The organism is Lentibacillus sp. (genome assembly GCF_035301675.1).
Classification (GTDB): Bacteria; Bacillota; Bacilli; order Bacillales; family Amphibacillaceae; genus Lentibacillus.
In genome coordinates this window covers 1-2,737 of record NZ_DATGTT010000083.1, presented here as the reverse complement: position 1 = coordinate 2,737, position 2,737 = coordinate 1, and the positions used below count along the sequence as shown (strand labels likewise).

Annotated in this window: 2 protein-coding genes; both read right to left on the bottom strand. The window is 40.6% G+C overall.

Going from position 1 to position 2,737, the window contains the following annotated elements; genetic code table 11:
• Nucleotides 1-543 precede the first annotated feature (543 nt).
• Entirely contained in the window at nt 544-1,959 is a 1,416-nt protein-coding gene (locus VK097_RS13295; RefSeq protein WP_324212280.1) for a sodium/glutamate symporter, read from the bottom strand.
• A gap of 244 nt (nt 1,960-2,203) precedes the next feature.
• Nucleotides 2,204-2,659 carry a hypothetical protein gene (locus VK097_RS13290; protein WP_324212279.1) on the bottom strand — a complete coding sequence of 152 codons (456 nt, stop codon included), beginning with the start codon at nt 2,657-2,659 and terminating at the stop codon, nt 2,204-2,206.
• Between the last annotated feature and the right edge of the window lie 78 nt (nt 2,660-2,737).

Sequence of the window (2,737 nt, the reverse complement as noted above, 5' to 3'; positions counted from 1 at the left end):
TTTTCAAGAAGACCACTTTCACAGTGTCTACTTTGCCGCGGGCACGGCTTCAGCCTCCTTGTCCTGGCAAAGGGTATGTCGACGTTGTTCGCAAAGAACGGTTTTAGTCGACCTTCCTTAAAGTACTGCGGGGTCTTCAGGCACGTGCTATTCCCGCAAATGTTTTCGGTGGGTCGAGTAATCACAGTCCCAGACCCAGGATAAGGAAAGCTTCGGCAGCGTAACATCGCACGAAGAAAATTGTTCTTTATTTTCGAGGAGTCGTCGCCTTCCGTTCCAATCAACTAGTTTAGCGCTCTGTTGGCTAATCTTTAACTAACCTAGCAGATGGAATACGCGAGACTCCTTGAAAAAGAAACCCGCTTTTTCTGCGTGCGATGCATCGCTGCTGTAGCCTTCCTTGTCCTGGGGGAGATGAGGCCTAGGTGAGACCCCGCAGTGCGTCAGCACGAGGAGGCTCATCAGCCGCCCCCGGAAAGCGAGTGTATTCCATCTGCGGTGGTTGAAGCAGGAATACTGATTCAATAATTCGGCCATGATGTACTAGACCGATTTTTTCCCGAAGTATAATAGTCCGAGCAATAAGCCAAGCACACACATAATTGCGGAAAAAATCAGAAATGGGATAGGGCCAAATTCAAAAATTAAAGGCACGGATAGCGCAGTGACTAATCCACCGCCAAGAAATGGTTCATACATCAGTTGCTTATATCCGAAACTTTCCAATGCGGGAGATTCATTATCCGGATCAACGACACGCATGAGCAAAAGTCCTGTCGCAGTAACACCCGTTGATTGACCAAAGTCTCCAATAGCTCGTTCAAACCAGTAGGAAGGAATAATCCTTGGTGCTAAAACAAGCACACCGAACACATTCCACGCAATACCGGTGATGGCGAGTAGTAAAAATGGAATAATATAGGATCCTATAACATCAAGGGAAATCGTTCCAATTGCCGAGACAATCAATATATCCAATGCAAACCCTTGAATACGATTAATCATATGGCGATCCACTATTTCTGACTGATCCACCTTGCTAAACACAAGTTGAACAATAATTCCTCCGATCATCGCTAGCGGAAACAAAGGTATGTATGTCATAAAAGCTGAATCCGTAATTGCTCCCCAAGTTACACTCTCTATCCAAATTAAGAATTGCAATAACAAATAACCTGCCAGAACAGCCAAACCTACGATTGCAAAATGGAAAGAAAGTGGTTCAATAGATTCTGGGCGAACAGTCATCTTAGCAGCTGGTTCCCTATTTTCAAACTCCATAATTCCTTGTTTCTTTAACTTCGAGAAACCTTCCACATTTTTAATAATTTCTGTTTTATTTCTTCTCACTGCCCAGTTAATCAATATAATCCCTATCACTAATCCGGATAGCAGACCAACTGTTGCCAGACCAATAGATAGATCATATGCCTCTGGAAAACCCAATTTTTCAAATGTACCAGCCAGCCCTGCAGCAGTGCCATGTCCACCTTCAAAAGAAATTTCAATTAGTGCTCCCGCCATTGGAGGAAGGCCGAAAAATGGCGTTATAACCAATAACGCGAGTAAAACACCAACGACATACTGTCCCCAGCCTATTGCCCACCCAAAGGAAATTTGAGGTCCGGCTAAACGCCATATTTTTGGTATGCTTGGGATCGTTGAACCAATAAATAATGTGGCAAAAACAACACTTATCATTAATCCCGGTAAAGTTTCCCATACTTCAATCACTCCTCCGGGTAGGATGCCTTGAATCCAAAACGAATCACTGTTTACAAACAAGCCCAGTAACTTTCCCAGCACCTGAGGTCCGAGTAATAATGCTAGAAATCCACCAATAATGGATGATGGTAAAAATAAATTCTGCAGCCATTTCACCCTTATGCGAAGCCATTTTCCAAGCAACAAAAAAATTCCCAAATAAAGCAATGTAAAGCCAATCTGATCAGGTGACAACTAAAAAACTCCTTATAAAATTTATATATATATGATTATTTAACAGGTATTTATATAAAACTTCCCTTGTTTATTTATAATCAAACATATAGAAAACCTAATTTAGGGGTGAAGGGTTAATGTCGCCAATATAACGAAAACCAACGCCTGCTGTAATGCTCGCGGGCGTTGGTTTTATTTTATGAATTATTCATGTGGTGTGTAAGTTTTGTGCGGACAGTTTGTTGAGGGTATTAGAAGTAAACTATGCTTCTTTTGCGGTTTTGTTTTGTCTATTGACATAAGCTTGTCCTCTTTGAAGCCATTTCAACCTTGTTTTTTCTTTTCGCTGTATTTCTGCTTCGATTTTGTCTATTATTGTAAAATGCGCTTTACCAAATGAAGTCATTTTTTCCCAAGTTGGAAAGAAAATAATTTCATCACCAGTCGTTTTATTGTTAAGAACAGCTGCTTGTCCCTTTTTATTCAAACAAATGCCGTAAATTCTATCTGATTTCTTGAGCATTGTGTATAGGGAGTTGAGTTGTCTTTTATTAGTAGACACTTTGTCAATTTCTCCAAGGTAATTTGAATCGTGTTCATTAAATGAAGCTGTATCGAAGCGTTTACTGCTGTGATATGCCTTACCATCATCTGCGTAAACCCACAGGAGCGTTCCTCTTGTTAATTTTTCACGAAGATTTAATCTAATTTTCTTCAATTCATCACCCTTATATAATTTTTTCAATCACTATATATAAGTATACACCATTTCGACAAAAAATGCACGTGAATCGGC